Below are 15,595 nucleotides of genomic sequence, written 5' to 3'. Positions count from 1 at the left end.
AATACTGCGTTATGAGTAAAAACGCTTTTCTGTTATTGAGGGACTTTCATTATTCATACTCCTCCGGTGCAGGATGGTCGGATAAGATGTTTTTTTATTATTAAGGTCTTACTTGCCTTCATTAATGACGGGTAATGTCTTTGCGGCCACGCTGCGGGTAGACCACCAGCACATCAGCGACCCCAGGCTCACCATGGCGGTGCCCTGCCAGAAGGAGAGCGTCAGGTGTGAGTTCAGCATAAACGCGGCGAGCACCGCCGAGATAATCGGAATAAAATACGAGGCGGCGGCCAGCACCGTCACGTTGCCGTGGAGAATACCCACGTTCCAGGCGGCGTAACCAAAGCCCATTGCGATGGCGGCCAGCAGCAGGCTAATCCAGGCGTGCCAGGAGAGCACAAATTCCGGCTGCGGCGACGTCAGGTATTTTATCCATAAGGTCAGGGCGGTTAAAATAAAGAACAGGGTGATCCCGTTACTGCCCTTGGCGATTATTTTGGTGACCACGCAGTATATGGCCCAAATAATAGCGCCGCTAAAGGCCAAACCGTAGCTGAGCGGGTTTTCCATCACGTTGCGGCTCATTTCGCTGAACGAAAATCCCTGCTCACCGCCCAATACCCGGCATATTCCGGCGACCGCCAGGATCACGCCCGGAATAATCAGCGGGCCGGTCTTTTGCCGGTTGACGATCACCGCCAGCAGAATAGTCATGCTCGGCCAGAGATAGTTCACCATGCCGACCTCAATCGCCTGACGGCCCGAATGGGTAAAGCCCAGCGACAGGGAGAGGCAAAGCTCATAGCAAACAAAAAGCAGGCTGCCGAGGATCAGGTAGCTCGGCGGAAACTGCCGCAGCCTGGGGAAGCCAACGGTGAACAGCAGCAGCACCGCGCTGCAGCTGTAAATCAGCGCCGCGCCGCCCACCGGCCCGAAGCCTTCGCTCACGCTTTTGATCAGCCCAACGATCGCGCTCCACAGCAGGATGGCGATCAGTCCGATGAGCGTGGCTTTTTTCTGCGGCATACCCTGTACCTCTGTTTACATTTGCATCACAACCGAATCGGCTGACTGTTAAATTCTGGTTAAATATTTTTCTTAAAACTATGCCGCCGTCGGGACGCTGTAAATACGTCTCAGGAGCCCATCATTCCGGAATGTGATCGCTATCTGAAATCATGTAGAAAATTACTACGCAGAAAATCAATAAATAACTCATTGATAATAAATGCTTTAAATGTTTGATGATGTAGGAATCTACTATTAAAGCGTATTAACTTTGTATTTATAATGTATACAAAAAATATTCATTCGTTGACCTCCTTCACGCCTGTGTGCAAATTTTTAACAAAAGCAGCCTGACGTGCTGCCGTACCGACCCTGTGGTCGCGCATTTATCTGGAGGTTAACGTGTTCACATTTGAAGGTATCTACACCCCGGCAATTACCCCTTACGCGGCCGATGGCAGCATTGATTTCGCGCGCTTCGCCGAGGTGCTGGAGAGCCTGATTGAGGCCCGCGTGCACGGCATCATCATCGGCGGCTCGACGGGCGAGTACTATGCCCAAAGCGCGCAGGAGCGCAAGGCGCTGGCCGAGCGAGCGCGCCAGGTCATTGGCAACCGCCTGCCGCTGATTGTCGGCACCGGAGCCATTCGCACCGAGGACGCGGTGGATTACGCGAAGCACGCCCGCGAAATCAAGGCCGATGCGATTCTGGTTACTTCTCCGCCGTACGCGCTGCCGACCGAGCTGGAAAACGCCCACCACGCGCTGACGGTCGATAAAGCCGCCCAGCTGCCGATCATGCTCTACAACTACCCGGGCCGCATGGGGATCACCATGGGCGAAACCTACTTCCGCGAGGTGAGCCGCTCCTCCAACGTCGTCGCCATCAAAGAAAGCTCGGGGGACTTCAATAACCTGCACCTGCTGGCCTGCACCTTCCCGGCTATTGCGCTCTCCTGCGGCTGGGACGATCAGGCGCTGGAGTTCTTCGCCTGGGGGGCGCGCAGCTGGGTATGCGCCGGGTCGAACTTTATTCCGCGTGAACACGTGGCGCTGTATGAGGCCTGCGTAGTGGAAAAAGACTTCGACAAAGGCCGCAAAATTATGGCGGCCATGATGCCGCTGATGCATTTCCTCGACGGCGGCAAGTTTGTGCAGTCCATCCGCTACGGCTGCGAGCTGAACGGCCTGACGTCCGGCCGGGTTCGCGCCCCGCTGCAGGATCTTAATGAAGAAGAAAAAGCGCAGCTGAAGGCGGTGATCGCCGACGTTAAACGCAACGTGGCGGCGGCAGCGTCGGCGTAAGGAGGAAAAATGAAACAGCTTCAGACCCTCGGGGACGTGACGCGCCTTGCGAACGATCTTCAGATCCCGAACAAGGCCTTTATTAACGGCGCGTTTACCGCCGCCCGTTCAGGTGAAACCCTGACGACCCATAACCCGGCAACCGGTGAGCCCATCACCGCCATCGCCGCCTGCGATGAGCGCGACGTGAACGCGGCGGTCAGCGCGGCGCGTGATGCGTTCGAGTCCGGCAGCTGGCGCAGGCTGGCCCCCGGCGAGCGCAAGGCGGTGCTGCTCAGGCTGGCGGCGCTAATGGAGCAGGAGCGTGAGCCGCTGGCGGCGCTGGAAAGCCTCGACAGCGGCAAGCCGTTCAGCGAGTGCCTGGCGGTGGACGTGCCGGAAACCATTCACGTTCTGAAGTGGCACGCCGAAGCCATCGACAAGCTGTATGACCATACCGCGCCGACGGGCAGCGCGCTGGCGCTGGTGGTCCGCGAGCCGATTGGCGTGGTGGGCTGCGTTCTGCCGTGGAACTTCCCGCTGCTGATGCTCGCATGGAAGATCGGCCCGGCCCTGGCGGCGGGCTGCTCCGTGGTGGTGAAACCGGCAGAGCAGACCTCGCTGACGTCGCTGCGCGTGGCGGAACTGGCGCATGAAGCGGGCGTTCCGGCGGGCGTGCTGAACATCGTCACCGGAACCGGAAAGGCGGTCGGCGAACCGATTGGCCTGCATCCCGACATCGACATGGTCAGCTTCACCGGGTCGACCGCGACCGGGCGTCGCTTCCTGCACTACGCCGCGGAATCTAACCTGAAGAAGATCGTACTGGAGTGCGGCGGCAAAAACCCGGCGCTGGTGTTTAACGATGCCGACGATATCGCCGCGGTTGCCGGACATGTGCTTAACGGCGCGTTCTGGAACATGGGCGAGAACTGCTCCGCCACGTCGCGCCTGCTGGTGCAGGAAGAGGTGAAAGAGGCGCTGCTGGCGGAGATGGCGAAGCAGATCGGCGGCTGGACGATGGGCAATCCGCTCGATCCGAACAACCGTCTGGGGACGATGGTCTCGCCGGAGCACTTCAGCAAGGTGAGCGGCTACCTCGATATTGCGCGCCGGGAAGGGCTGCGCGTGCTGCACGGCGGCGGCACGGAGCAGGGGGCCTACGTTCAGCCGACGGTGATTGACGGCGTGACGCCGGAAAGCGCGCTGTTCCGCGAGGAGATCTTCGGCCCGGTTCTGTGCGTGACGACCTTTAAAACCGAAGCCGAAGCGGTTGCGCTGGCAAACGACACCCCTTACGGGCTGGCGGCGTCGGTCTACACCGGCAGGCTCAACCGCGCCGTTCGCGTTTCCCGCGCCATCCGCGCCGGGACGGTGACCGTCAACTGCTTCGGGGAAGGCGACGCTACGACGCCGTTTGGCGGCTACAAGCAGTCCGGCTTTGGCGGGCGCGATAAATCCGCCTTTGCGCTCGATCAGTACACCGAGCTGAAAACAATCTGGATTGACGTTCCTGACGAGGATGCCTGAGAGAATTTGCCGTCGCGCGCCTTTATCTGTAGGTTAATCAGCATTACAGGCAGTTTCTGGAGGCGATAATGAGAACGGGCAAAGCCGCGCTGTATGAGGATCTCAAGCGGCTTATCTTGACGATGGAACTGGATCCCGATGCGCTGCTGGATGAAGCCAGCCTGACGGCGCAGTACGGCCTGTCGCGCACCCCGGTGCGCGAAGTGTTTCAGCGCCTCGCGGGGGAAGGGTACCTTGAGATTGTCGAAAAGCGGGGCGTAAGGGTGATCCCCATGAGCCACGCCACGCTGCGCAACTTTTTTCTCGTGGCCCCGATGATCTATGCGGCGGTGGGGCGTCTTGCGGTGCAGCACTACAGGCCTGCGCAGCTAAAGGCGCTGAAAGAGACGCAAAAGCGCTTTCGCAAAGCGGTGCAGAACCACGATGCCGAAGCGCTGGCGCTGGAGAACAACCGCTTTCACGAGATCATGGGCGAGATGGCGGCGAATCCCTATCTGCAGCCGAGCCTTGGCCGCCTGCTGATTGACCATTGTCGCATCGGCCATACCTTTTTCCGCCCGCAGAATGAGTACATGGAGCGGCGGCTGCAGCTGTCCGCCGACCATCACGATGCGTTTATCGCCGCGCTGGACGCGCGCGACGAGCAGAAGGTGGTAGACCTGGTATTTGAACACTGGGAATTGTCCCGGGAGAACATGGAGATCTTCATCGCGCCGCAGGGGCTTAAGGCCGATGAGCGCATTTAGCCAACCGATCGCGCTCGCCTGATGTTTCGCCCGCGGCGTTCGCTGGCGGGCGTTTTACACCGCATGACCTCTCTTGTCTCGCCGCTCGCCGGGGGCTTTTGCACGCCCTTATTAACCTAAATTTAACTATTTTTATACTTGTTGTATACATGAGATACACATCACGTATTCGTTTTCCGGGTCTGGCTACCATGATTTTCAGCAACGCTTAGTCGTCGTAAGCGAAACGAAAAAAATGTCAGCGTACCGGAGTAAATCACGTGCAAAAGATCACCTCGCTTCCTGCCGATGACGCCCTGCCAGGGTGGTATCACACCAGTCCATCGCGTACCCCGCGTCCTGCCCACGTGGGGCAAAAGCACGCCCGCTGGGCTATCGTCGGGGCCGGGCTCACCGGGCTTGCCGCCGCCCGCCAGATGGCGCTCAATTTTCCCGACGATGAAATCGTCCTGATCGACGCGCAGGAGGTGGGCTTTGGCCCGTCCGGGCGCAACGCGGGCTTTGCCATCGACGTGCCGCACGATATCGGTGCGAAGGACTACATTGGCGATGTCGGAACGGCAAACCTGATCCTCCGGCTCAACACGCTGGGGCAAAACTACCTGCGTGAGATCGTGCGCGAGCACGGCATTGCCTGCCAGATGTCCGAGTCCGGGAAATATCAGGCGGCGGTAGGGGAGCAGGGGATCGCGATTCTGGAAGCCTACCGCAGGGGGCTGGAGAAGATCGGCCGTGAGACGCAGATGATTGCGGGTAAGGATCTTCCCCACCACATCGGCACCTCGTACTACAAGCAGGCGCTCTACATTCCCGGCACGATGCTGTTGCAGCCGTCGGCGCTGGTAAAGGGGCTGGCAAACAGCCTGCCCGCGAACGTCACGCTCTACGAGTACACGCCCATTACCGCCATTCACTACGGTGATAAGGTGACGCTGGTGCACGATAAAGGCAGCATCACGGCGGATACGCTGATCCTGGCGAACAATGCCTTCGCGTCGCACTTTGGCTTTCTGCGCGGGCGGCTCCTGCCGACCTTCCTCTACGGCAGCCTGACGCGGCCGCTCACCGCCGACGAGCAGTCTCAGCTGGGCGGCAAGCCGGTCTGGGGCGTGATCCCGGCGCATCCGTTTGGCAGCACCGTGCGCCGGACGGTGGACAACCGCATCCTGGTGCGCAACAGCTTCAGCTTCCATCCGGATGGCCGCCCGCGCGAGCACCACCTGAAGCGGTTTATCGCCAACCACCGTAAGTCCTTTGAGCGCCGCTTCCCGACGCTAAACCAGGTGGATTTCGAATACTCCTGGAGCGGCGCGATTTGCCTGTCGGAGAATCACGAGGGCTTCTTCGGCCAGCTCGCGCCGAACGTTTACGGCGCGCTGTGCTGTAACGGTCTGGGGATCACCCGCGGCACGGCGACCGGCAAGCTGCTGGCGGATATGATTGCCGGCGAGCGCAATGAGCTGATTGATTTTCTCGCCGCCTCGCCGGGACCGAATAAGACCCCGCCGGAGCCGTTTCTCTCGGTGGGCGTCAATTCGGTGCTGAAGTGGGGGCAGTACCGGGCCGGGCTGGAGGTGTAAGCGGTTTAGACGCCATTCAGGCGCGTTCGTTTCTAATAGCAGGACCGACGAAACAACGAACCGGAGTGGCGCATGGCGTGGCTGGACAATCTGCTTGATCATTTTGCGCTCTATCCGACGCACCTGTTCGCGCTGCTCTTTTTAACGGCGCTGTGCAAGTCGACGGTGCTGGTCTCTTCCGTTCTCCCGCCCGCCTCGGTGATGCTTATCGCGGGAGTGACCGCCAGCCTTTCCAGCCTGCATCCGGGGCTGGCGTGGCTGGCGGTGGTGCTGGGGGGAACGGCCGGCTCGGTGCTGAATTATCATATCGGCCAGCGGATAGGGAACACGCGAACCATTGCGCGGCTCACCGCAAAACACGCCGCGACGTTTATGCGGGTGCAAAACCAGCTGCAGAAAAACGGCGTGCTGGTGCTGTTTAGCGCACGCTTTCTGGCGGTGCTGCGCTATATCGTGCCGCTGGCGGCGGGAATGCTGAGGCTTAGCGCGGTGAAGGTTTACCTCGTCAGCCTGGCGTCTGCCTGCGCGTGGGCCGCGCTTTACGTCGGAGCCGTAACGGGGATTAGCGCTTTCTGAGGCGCGCCAGAAACGCACGTTTCGATGACCGAAGCGAACGCGTTTTCTGGCGGCCCCCCTTCAGGCGTACTGGATGTTCATCATTCCCCGTTCAGTGCGGGAGACGGTCGCATCGACCTGCCAGGTGGAGTGTATCAGCTCCGGGGTCAGCACGGCGGCAGGCTCGCCGGACGCCGCCACGCGGCCTTCATGCAGCACGACCAGATGCTGGCAATATTTTGCAGCCAGATTCAGATCGTGTAAGGCCATAATCACGGTCAACGGCAGCGCGGAGATAAGGCGCAACAGCTCCAGCTGGAACTGAATATCCAGATGGTTAATCGGCTCATCCAGCAGCAGAATATCCGGCTGCTGGGCGAGCGCCCGGGCTATCTGGCAGCGCTGACGCTCGCCGCCCGACAGACGCTGCCAGGCCCTGTCGGCCAGATCGCCAAGCCTCATCATCGAAAGCGCCTGCTGTACCGCATCCTCATCAGCCTGCCGCCATGGGGTGAAGGCATTGCGATGCGGCGTGCGGCCGAGGCGAATAATATCAATCACGCTCATCTCCCCCTCTGCCTCCGCGTGCTGCGGCACGAAAGCAAGCGTGCGGGAACGCTGGCGCGGGCTCAGGTGACCCGTCGGCGTGCCGCCAATTTTCACGCCCGCATACGCGCAGGGCTGGACGCCAGCCATCGCGCGGATCAGCGTGGATTTACCGGAGCCGTTGGGACCGAGTAGCCCCACCGTGTGCGATCGCTGCACGGCAAAGCTGATATCCGATAGCACACGACGGGCCTGGAGCGTCACATTCAGCTTATCAATCACCACGTGCATTATCATTTCTCCCGGTTGCGGTACAAAATCATGGCAAAAACAGGCGCGCCCACCAGCGCCGTGACGACGCCAATCGGCAACACCTGATGGCTAATCAGGGTGCGTGAGATCAGGTCTGCGAGGATCATAAAATGGCATCCGGCAAGAAACGCGACGGGGATCGTGAGCAGATGGCGATGTCCGGCGATCATGCGGGTGACGTGCGGAATGACCAGCCCTACAAAGCCCACAGCGCCGATGGCGCTGACGATGACCGCCGTCATTAATGCGGTAGTCAGCAGCAAAATCACGCGGACATGCATCACGCGCGTTCCAAGCGTCGCGGAGACGTCCGTGCCGACGTTAAAGGTGTCCAGCGAGCGGCCGTAGCAAATCACGATCAGCAGCCCGAGGATGACGACAGCGAAGCACAGCAGCGCGTCGGGCCAGCGCACGCCGCTCAGGCTGCCCAGCAGCCAGAACATCACTCCGCGCGACTGCTCGGCGTTGGCCGCCGTGCTGACAATGTACGACGTTAGCGCGTTAAACAGCTGCGTGCCGGCGATACCGGCCAGAATGATGCGCGCCGTATTGCCGCGCATGCCGCCCGATAACGCGACGATCAGCATAAACGCGGTACAGGCTCCGATAAACGCCCCGGCGCCGGTGGTGATCGCGCCGCTGCCGATACCCAGCAGCATCACGCTGACGGCGCCGGTTGAGGCACCGGCGGAGATGCCCAGCAGGTATGGATCGGCCAGGGGATTGCGCAACAGCGACTGCAAAACCAGCCCGCACAGCGCCAGCCCGCCACCGCAGCTGGCGGCCATCAGCGCGCGGCTCATGCGGTACTGCCAGACGATCCCGGCCTCGACCGCAGGCAGGTCGACGTGTGTCAGGCCCAGACCATTGGTCATTGCGCGAAAGGCGGTGGCGAAACCTATCGGTATATCGCCGGTTGCCGCGGCAAGGGCCATCATGAGCGGCAGGCTCAGGATCCCACAGAAAATGAGAAGGCCGGTTCGCCAGTAATAAACGGATTGCTTGGTCATCGGGAAGGCGCGAAGGCGTTAATCTGCTGGCTAATCAGCTCGACCGCTTCTACGTTTCGCATTGAGGGATTCAGCGACATGGCGGGAACCACCACGATATGACCCTGCCTGACCGCGGGCATTTCACGCGTCACGGGGTCGGTTTCGAGGAACCGTTTTTTCGTCGCGACGTCGTCGGCGGGGTAAAGCCGTCTTTCCATGCTCGCGATCACAATAATATCGGGCTGAGACTTCACGATGTGTTCCCAGGTCACCGCGGGCCACTCCTCATCAGAATCGATGATATTGCTCAGGCCAAGGGTTTTATTGATCCAGCCCGGAGCGCCTTTGCTGCCTGCTATCCACGGATCGCCCTTCAGGCGGCTGCTTGAAAACCAGTACACCACCTTAAGCGGCGCTTTTGGCTGGACGGGGATGTGCTGCTGCGCGGCGCTAATGCGCTCGGACAGCTTCTGCTTAAGCGCCTCGCCGCGCGCGGGCACGTCAAACACGCGCGCCAGCGCCGTGATTTCATCAAAGATGATATCGATGGAGTAGGGTTTTGAGCGCGCGCCGTCGCCGTTGGAGGCCGCTGTGACGGTTTTCGCCGTGCAGTCGGCGGGCGAGATCCAGGTCCTGATGCCAAGCTGTTCAAACTGCTGACGCGTGGCAACCTCTCCCTGCGGGCCAACGTGCCAGCTGTACTGAGCAAGAACAAGCTCCGGACGCTGGGCCGCAACGGCTTCGAATCCGGGCGCATTCTCCGCCAGCCGCTTCAGCTTTGCCCCCTGGGCTTTCAAATCATCCGGCAAGGGGCCAAACCAGACCGCGGTGCCCGCAATCTTATCCTGCAGATCCAGCGCCAGCAGCAGCTCCGTTTCGTGCTGGCCAATTGTCACCACGCGTGAAGGGGCGTGAGTGAAGGTTTCTTTCACGCCGCAGTTTTCAATCGTCAGCGGATAGCTGGCGGCAACGGCGTTAGCCAGGGGAAGCGACAGCAGTACAGACAGCAATAGTGGGAGAGTCGGTTTCATCATTTCACTCATTGATATGTTATAATATAACAATATTGCATTTACACATTCGCTGTCAACGCGTCGCGCGCCTCACCTGTAGCCATCTTCAGAATGAATGGACGTATTGATAACTTTGAGAAATGCTTCCCGGAAAATTGTCATCAATCTGTCACACTCAGGAGATTATTAAACCAAGTGAGGATCTAGGGATGAGAAAAGCACTACTCGCTGTTGCAGTGGCAGGTACCCTTTCAATGTCTTTCGGCGCCCAGGCGCAGGACGCGCCGGACGGGTATCAGCTTCAACAGGTATTGATCATGAGCCGCCACAACCTGCGCGCGCCGCTCGCCAACAACGGCAGCGTGCTGGAGCAGTCCACGCCGAAGCAGTGGCCGGAATGGGACGTGCCGGGCGGCCAGCTCACCACCAAGGGCGGCGTGCTTGAGGTCTACATGGGCCACTACATGCGCGAGTGGCTGGCAGAGCAGGGGATGGTGACCACGGGCGAATGTCCACCGGCCAACACCGTCTATGCCTACGCCAACAGCCTGCAGCGTACCGTTGCCACCGCGCAGTTCTTTATCACCGGCGCCTTCCCGGGCTGCGACGTGCCCGTGCATCATCAGGAAAAGATGGGCACTATGGATCCGACGTTCAATCCGGTCATTAGCGATAACTCCCCGGCGTTCCGCGAAAAAGCGCTGAAGGCGATGGAGACGGAGCGCCAGAAGATGCAGCTTGATGAAAGCTACAGGCTGCTGGAGCAGATGACGGACTACGCGCAATCCCCGTCGTGCAAAGAGAAAAAAGCCTGCTCCCTGACCGACGCCAAAGACACCTTTAGCGCCGAATATGAAAAAGAGCCGGGCGTTTCCGGGCCGCTTAAGGTGGGGAACTCGCTGGTGGATGCCTTCACGCTGCAGTATTACGAAGGCTTCCCGATGGACCAGGTGGCGTGGGGTGAGATCAAAACCGACCAGCAGTGGCGCGTGCTGTCGAAGCTGAAAAACGGCTATCAGGATTCGCTCTTTACCTCCACGGAAGTGGCGCAGAACGTCGCGAAGCCGCTGGTGAAGTACATCGATAGCGCGCTGGTGGCGGACCAGGCAAAGGCGGCAAAAATCACGCTGCTGGTGGGGCATGATTCCAACATCGCGTCCCTGCTGACCGCGCTGGACTTCAAGCCGTATCAGCTGCACGACCAGCAGGAGCGCACGCCGATCGGCGGCAAAATTGTCTTCCAGCGCTGGCACGATAAAAGCGCCAATCGCGACCTGATGAAGATTGAGTACGTGTATCAAAGCTCGGAGCAGCTGCGCAACGCCAGCGTGCTTTCCCTTAAGTCTCCGGCGCAGCGCGTCACGCTGGAGCTGAAGGGATGCCCGATCGACGCAGACGGCTTCTGCCCGATTGATAAGTTTAATACCGTGATGAACGACGCGGCGAAATAGCAGGATCGCCCCCCGCGCACGCGGGGGGGATTCGGTCAGACGTTTTTACGTTCGATGGTTTGCTCGCCCCAGAAGAGCGAATCTTTGTCCGTTTTCTCAAAGGCGCGAATCAGCACGTCGTCGCTGCCTTCCTCCCAGATTTGCTCCGCCAGCTTTTCGTCATAGTTCGCGACTTCAAAGATAGCTTCGGCAATTTCCGGAGAGGTGTTGCGTAAACTGGCCCATTCGCCCACGCGATGGGCTTTAGATTCTTGAGTTGGCATGCATATCCTCCTGTTGGGGTTTAGCCGTGCAGTTTTTTGGCAAGGGTCGCGACGTGTTCGCCCTGATAGCGGGCAATCGCCAGCTCTTCATTACTTGGCTGACGCGAGCCATCGCCACCGGCAATGGTCGTTGCGCCGTAAGGCGTGCCGCCGCGCACCTGGGAGACGTCAAACAGCTCCTGCGCGCCGTAGCCGATCGGCACAATCACCATCCCATGGTGAGCAAGGGTCGTCCAGGTTGAGGTAATGGTCTGCTCCTGGCCGCCGCCGGTGCCGGTAGAGCTAAATACGCTGGCGAGCTTGCCGTAGAGGGCGCCGGATGCCCACAGCCCGCCCGTCTGATCGAGGAAGGTGCGCATCTGGCCCGACATATTGCCGAAGCGGGTTGGGGTGCCGAAAATAATGGCATCGTAGTCGGCCAGCTCCTGCGGGGTTGCCTGCGGCGCATTTTGCGTTTTACCGCCGGCTTTCAGGAACGCCTCGGCATTCATGGTTTCCGGTACGCGTTTCACCACAACCTCCACGCCGTCTACTTTATTTGCCCCTTCAGCGACCGCGTGAGCCATGGTTTCGATGTGTCCATACATTGAATAATAGAGCACCAGAACTTTTGCCATTTTGCATCACTCCTCGTTTGTTTTTTCTGACAGCGATTCGCTGCGTTCCTTTAAAGATATGACATCACAGCCAGACTGCAAAAATGAACGGCATTTCTTTGATTTATAACAAATTATAAACAATTGAGCTTTGTAGCAAATTGAAACAACTTTAACGAGGGGAATTTTGGAAAGCATAAGAAAGAGTTATGTATCGCCGCCGCGTTATCTCACACAAAAGGCTGAGATGATGTTGCAGAATATTACCTTCCGCTTGCCGGATAGCCTCACTCCACTAAGCTTAGTTTCACGCGGCGCAGATAAAGGCTCTGTCCTTGTGCCGCCAGGTGAAAGAATCCTCTTTTACTGAATGCAGTATGATGTCTAATGTTTCACACTCTGGAGGTTCGAGATGGCAAACCATCGTGGTGGTTCAGGTAATTTCGCAGAAGACCGTGAAAGAGCATCAGAAGCAGGCCGTAAAGGTGGCCAGTCGAGCGGGGGGAATTTCAAGAATGACCCTCAGCGCGCGTCAGAAGCTGGCAAAAAAGGGGGTAAAAACAGCCATGGCAACAGCAAATAGCTGCCGCCGGGTTGTTTAAAACGATTTTAACCTGAAGGTTGAAGTCATCCCTGCCGCCGGATGCGTCCGGCGGTTTTTTTATTTCTGCAACGTTGAACTGTAACCAAAGGCATCGCACACTACCGCTTTGATTCTCGTTTTTGGTGTCCCATGTCCTCGTCTCGCTTCACCTTTTCCGTAAAACCTCAGGAAGCCATCCTCATTCTGATCACCATGTTCTGGGGCGGAACCTTTCTTGCCGTCCAGTACGCGGTGACGATGAGCGACCCGTTCTTTTTTGTCGGGCTGCGCTTTGCCACCGCGGCGATTGCCGTGGCGCTGATCTCACTCAAAACCCTGCGCGGGTTGACCCTTAAAGAACTTCAGGCCGGGGTGGTCATCGGAATTTCCATCGCCATGGGCTACAGCCTGCAAACCTGGGGGCTACAGACCATCTCCAGCAGTAAATCCGCGTTTATCACCGCCATGTATGTCCCGCTGGTGCCGCTCCTGCAGTGGCTGTGCCTGGGCAGAATGCCGGGGCTGATGTCCTGCATCGGCATCGTGCTGGCGTTTATCGGCCTGATTCTGCTGGCCGGGCCGGGCGATAATCTGCTGGCGATGGGGCCGGGCGAGATGATTACCCTCGTGGGCGCGGTGGCCATTGCCGCGGAAATTATCCTGATTAGCGCGTGGGCGGGGAAGGTTGACGTCAAGCGGGTGACCGTCGTCCAGCTGGCGACCGCCTCGCTGGTGGCGTTTGCCGCGATGGTCCCGGCAGGGGAGTCGGTACCGCCGATGTCCACCGGGCTGGTGGTGGTCGCGCTCGGGCTGGGGATTTTTAGCGCCATCATTCAGGTGACCATGAACTGGGCGCAGCGCAGCGTCTCCCCGACGCGGGCGACGGTCATCTACACCGGAGAACCCGTGTGGGCGGGCATTTTTGGCCGTCTCGCCGGGGAGCGCCTGCCGCTGCTGGCCCTTCTGGGCGCAGCGTTTATCGTGGCGGGCGTGCTGGTGAGCGAGCTGAAGCTCAGAAAGAAGAAGCGGGACGTGGCCAACCTGACGGCAGAGTGAGGTTGTTATTGATAAAGTCGTCCGGGCGTCTTACATTATGTACGGATTAATGCCGTACATAATGAGGTGAACCATGCCGGCACTGAAAAAACAGCGTATCGATCTTCGCCTGTCCGACGAAGATAAAAATATGATTGAAGAAGCCGCCGCAATGACGAACCAAACCGTCACCCAGTTTATGGTGAACAGCGCGTCGGAACGGGCGGCGCAGGTCATTGAACAGCATCGCCGCTTGATCCTTAACGACGCGTCATGGAATGCGGTAATGGATGCTATCAGCAACCCGCCAGAGCCAAACGAAAGGCTTAAACGCGCCGCCAGGCATCTTCAAAACGGGGAGTAAGGCGTGGCCGATTTAACGATAGAACTGTTTTCAGAGGGAAAAGATTACGGTTTTGCCGGTTTTGACTGCGGTGAACCTTCACTCAACGCGTTTCTCACCGAGCATCTGGCGCGCCAGCATGCGAACCGTATCTTAAGAGGCTACCTCCTCATCGAGCGGGGCGATCGTCCCAGAGTGCTCGGATACTACACCCTGTCCGGCAGCTGCTTTGAAAAAGCGCTTCTGCCGTCGAAAACCCAGCAGCGCAAAGTTCCCTATTTTAACGTGCCCAGCGTCACGCTGGGGCGGCTCGCGATTCATCGGGATCTGCAGGGGGAAGCGTGGGGAACTCTGCTGGTCACGCACGCAATGAAGACCGTCTACCGGGCCTCTCAGGCCGTCGGCGTGCATGGCCTGTTTGTCGATGCGCTTAGCGAAGGGGCCAAAACGTTTTACATGAAGCTCGGGTTTGTTCCGCTGACGGGCGAAAACAGCCGTTCGCTTTTTTATCCCACCAAATCCATTGAGCGCCTGTTTAGCGACGCGCTTTAAATGAAAAGATGTCAATGCCAAAACGGAGAGCGGGAATGACGCAAGGCGAAGTGAAAATTCAGGGAAAACGCTCAAAGGCCGTTAGCGCGAAAAAGCAGGCGATTCTCGGCGCGGCGCTGGAAACCTTCTCGCAGTTTGGCATCCACGGCACGCGGCTCGAACAGGTCGCGGAGTGCGCCGGGGTGTCGAAAACCAACCTGCTTTATTATTACCCCTCCAAAGAGGCGCTCTACGTCGCCGTGATGCAGCAGATCCTCGATATCTGGCTCGCGCCGTTAAAGGCGTTTCGCGAAGAGCTGGCTCCGCTGGTGGCGATTGAAGAGTACATCCGCCTGAAACTGGAGGTCTCTCGCGACTATCCGCAGGCGTCAAAGCTCTTTTGTTTAGAAATGCTCCAGGGCGCGCCGCTGCTGCAGGCCGAGCTGACGGGAGATCTGAAAAAGCTGGTGGACGATAAGTCGGCGATTATTGCGGGCTGGGTCGCAGCCGGGAAGCTGGCGCCGGTGGAACCGCACCACCTGATCTTTATGATCTGGGCCGCAACCCAGCACTACGCTGACTTTGCGGCCCAGGTGGAAGCCGTTACCGGCAAGACGCTGCGTGACGAGGCGTTTTTCCACAGCACGCTGGAGAACGTCCAGCGGATGATTATCGAAGGGATCCGCGTGCGTTAGTTCCCCTCACCCTAACCCTCTCCCCAAAGGGGAGAGGAGACTGTTCCGTGCGGTCTTTTCTCCCTCGCCCCTATGGGGAGAGGGGACAGCTTAGGTTGCCCTCTTCACACTGCATCAGCGAGGCCAGAAACGCCTCGCGCTCCACGGTTTTCTCCGCCAGGCACTGGTTCACGATCATCGGCTGTACGCTACCGCCTTCGGTACCGGATCCGATAAAGGCGCAGTCCGCATCGCGCAGGGCGATCCACGCCTGCTGGGCTTTCTTCAGTAAGGCCTGCTGCGGCGCGGCGGCGCGTTTATACGCGGCCTGATACGTCGCGTTGAGCTTCTTATCCGCAGCCTGATACTGCTGGGCCGCACAGTCGTTAAGCTCAAGCTGCGTGGTGGCGTTGCCGCACTCGTCGGCTAACGCGCTGGCGCTGACAAGCAGGACGAGACCTGCGAGCGTAAATCTTTTCATCATCCCCTCCATGTAAAAAAGCCGGATGCGCTGCGCTTATCCGGCCTACGATTGTTTGTAGCCCCGGTAAGC

Annotated in this window: 18 protein-coding genes; 11 read left to right on the top strand and 7 right to left on the bottom strand. The window is 59.0% G+C overall.

All coding sequences use genetic code 11. The features are described from left to right. Positions 1-108: 108 nt before the first annotated feature. Positions 109-1,026, bottom strand: coding sequence for an aromatic amino acid DMT transporter YddG (gene yddG, locus AB8804_RS04705; RefSeq protein ID WP_371183596.1), 918 nt, complete (start codon positions 1,024-1,026; stop codon positions 109-111). A gap of 384 nt (positions 1,027-1,410) precedes the next feature. Here yddG and AB8804_RS04700 point away from each other — a divergent pair, with 384 nt between their 5' ends. From AB8804_RS04700 to AB8804_RS04680, 5 genes are all read left to right on the top strand, one after another. Further along, a complete protein-coding gene (locus AB8804_RS04700) occupies positions 1,411-2,313 on the top strand; it encodes a dihydrodipicolinate synthase family protein (RefSeq protein ID WP_371183594.1) in 903 nt (300 codons plus the stop codon). Positions 2,314-2,322: 9 nt separating this feature from the next. After that, positions 2,323-3,822: an aldehyde dehydrogenase gene (locus tag AB8804_RS04695; protein WP_371183592.1), complete on the top strand. Its 1,500-nt coding sequence runs from the start codon at positions 2,323-2,325 to the stop codon at positions 3,820-3,822. A gap of 68 nt (positions 3,823-3,890) precedes the next feature. Next, the gene (locus AB8804_RS04690) at positions 3,891-4,568 is read left to right on the top strand and encodes a GntR family transcriptional regulator (protein WP_371183591.1); all 678 of its coding nucleotides are present in this window, start codon (positions 3,891-3,893) and stop codon (positions 4,566-4,568) included. Positions 4,569-4,828: 260 nt separating this feature from the next. Further along, positions 4,829-6,148, top strand: a complete 1,320-nt coding sequence (locus AB8804_RS04685) for an NAD(P)/FAD-dependent oxidoreductase (RefSeq protein WP_371183589.1) — start codon at positions 4,829-4,831, stop codon at positions 6,146-6,148. A gap of 72 nt (positions 6,149-6,220) precedes the next feature. Continuing rightward, on the top strand, positions 6,221-6,724 hold the full coding sequence (locus tag AB8804_RS04680) for a DedA family protein (protein ID WP_371183586.1): 504 nt from the start codon (positions 6,221-6,223) through the stop codon (positions 6,722-6,724). A 60-nt stretch (positions 6,725-6,784) separates the two neighbouring features. On the opposite strand, the gene AB8804_RS04675 is transcribed toward AB8804_RS04680, so the two are convergent. Genes AB8804_RS04675 through AB8804_RS04665 form a run of 3 tightly spaced genes read right to left on the bottom strand, consistent with a single transcriptional unit; the run spans position 6,785 to position 9,584 of the window. Then, positions 6,785-7,540, bottom strand: a complete 756-nt coding sequence (locus AB8804_RS04675) for an ABC transporter ATP-binding protein (RefSeq protein WP_371183584.1) — start codon at positions 7,538-7,540, stop codon at positions 6,785-6,787. A 2-nt stretch (positions 7,541-7,542) separates the two neighbouring features. Next, a complete protein-coding gene (locus AB8804_RS04670) occupies positions 7,543-8,571 on the bottom strand; it encodes a FecCD family ABC transporter permease (RefSeq protein ID WP_371183582.1) in 1,029 nt (342 codons plus the stop codon). Continuing rightward, positions 8,568-9,584 carry an ABC transporter substrate-binding protein gene (locus tag AB8804_RS04665; protein WP_371184092.1) on the bottom strand — a complete coding sequence of 339 codons (1,017 nt, stop codon included), beginning with the start codon at positions 9,582-9,584 and terminating at the stop codon, positions 8,568-8,570. Before AB8804_RS04665 ends, AB8804_RS04670 begins: the two co-directional genes overlap by 4 nt. Before the next feature lie 191 nt (positions 9,585-9,775). Here AB8804_RS04665 and agp point away from each other — a divergent pair, with 191 nt between their 5' ends. Next, entirely contained in the window at positions 9,776-11,017 is a 1,242-nt protein-coding gene (gene agp, locus AB8804_RS04660) for a bifunctional glucose-1-phosphatase/inositol phosphatase (protein ID WP_371183580.1), read from the top strand. Between the two features lie 35 nt (positions 11,018-11,052). On the opposite strand, the gene AB8804_RS04655 is transcribed toward agp, so the two are convergent. Both AB8804_RS04655 and wrbA read right to left on the bottom strand, forming a co-directional pair. Next, positions 11,053-11,280, bottom strand: a complete 228-nt coding sequence (locus tag AB8804_RS04655) for a YccJ family protein (protein ID WP_371183578.1) — start codon at positions 11,278-11,280, stop codon at positions 11,053-11,055. Between the two features lie 20 nt (positions 11,281-11,300). Next, complete coding sequence (wrbA, locus tag AB8804_RS04650) at positions 11,301-11,897, bottom strand: NAD(P)H:quinone oxidoreductase (protein ID WP_371183576.1); 597 nt, start codon at positions 11,895-11,897, stop codon at positions 11,301-11,303. A 391-nt stretch (positions 11,898-12,288) separates the two neighbouring features. Between wrbA and AB8804_RS04645 the strand changes: the two genes are divergently transcribed. From AB8804_RS04645 to rutR, 5 genes are all read left to right on the top strand, one after another. Beyond that, on the top strand, positions 12,289-12,459 hold the full coding sequence (locus AB8804_RS04645) for a general stress protein (RefSeq protein WP_371183573.1): 171 nt from the start codon (positions 12,289-12,291) through the stop codon (positions 12,457-12,459). Positions 12,460-12,609: 150 nt separating this feature from the next. Beyond that, positions 12,610-13,515: a DMT family transporter gene (locus AB8804_RS04640; protein WP_371183571.1), complete on the top strand. Its 906-nt coding sequence runs from the start codon at positions 12,610-12,612 to the stop codon at positions 13,513-13,515. Positions 13,516-13,588: 73 nt separating this feature from the next. Beyond that, positions 13,589-13,858: a DUF1778 domain-containing protein gene (locus AB8804_RS04635; protein WP_371183570.1), complete on the top strand. Its 270-nt coding sequence runs from the start codon at positions 13,589-13,591 to the stop codon at positions 13,856-13,858. Between the two features lie 3 nt (positions 13,859-13,861). Further along, on the top strand, positions 13,862-14,389 hold the full coding sequence (locus tag AB8804_RS04630) for an N-acetyltransferase (RefSeq protein ID WP_371183569.1): 528 nt from the start codon (positions 13,862-13,864) through the stop codon (positions 14,387-14,389). Positions 14,390-14,424: 35 nt separating this feature from the next. Beyond that, on the top strand, positions 14,425-15,063 hold the full coding sequence (gene rutR / locus AB8804_RS04625) for an HTH-type transcriptional regulator RutR (protein ID WP_371183567.1): 639 nt from the start codon (positions 14,425-14,427) through the stop codon (positions 15,061-15,063). A 70-nt stretch (positions 15,064-15,133) separates the two neighbouring features. Here the strand turns inward: rutR and AB8804_RS04620 are convergent, their stop codons facing one another. Then, positions 15,134-15,523, bottom strand: a complete 390-nt coding sequence (locus tag AB8804_RS04620; RefSeq protein WP_371184091.1) for a lysozyme inhibitor LprI family protein — start codon at positions 15,521-15,523, stop codon at positions 15,134-15,136. Between the last annotated feature and the right edge of the window lie 72 nt (positions 15,524-15,595).

The organism is Enterobacter sp. KBR-315C3_2022, from assembly GCF_041399425.1.
Classification (GTDB): Bacteria; Pseudomonadota; Gammaproteobacteria; order Enterobacterales; family Enterobacteriaceae; genus Enterobacter.
Note: the sequence above shows the minus strand (reverse complement) of the source record. Positions and strands in the feature narration are given on the sequence as shown.